This window comes from Desulfocicer niacini (assembly GCF_054657595.1).
In genome coordinates this window covers 1-259 of sequence record NZ_BAAHYK010000228.1, presented here as the reverse complement: position 1 = coordinate 259, position 259 = coordinate 1, and the positions used below count along the sequence as shown (strand labels likewise).

Below are 259 nucleotides of genomic sequence, written 5' to 3'. Positions count from 1 at the left end.
AAAGTTAACAATTGGCACACTTTTGAATAGATCAGGAATAACCAAAACAAAGGGAGCCACCCCGTTAGCTATTTTCACGGCATTGTTCAACCTGTCTTTTTCAAGAGTAAATTTATTTCAAGGTATTGTGAAAAACAAAGAAATCCAGGTTGATAAAGATGCAGTGTACAATTTTTTGAATTCATCCACTTATAACTGGAGGCGTTTTACACTTCTTCTTTTCCGTAAAATTTATTTTGTGATCAAAAAGCTTCTCAAC

The 259-nt window shown here is 33.6% G+C and carries 1 pseudogene; it reads left to right on the top strand.

The annotated features are described in order from the left end of the window. Nucleotides 1-259, top strand: a pseudogene (locus ACYQ2M_RS25515) (IS4 family transposase); the annotation flags it as partial.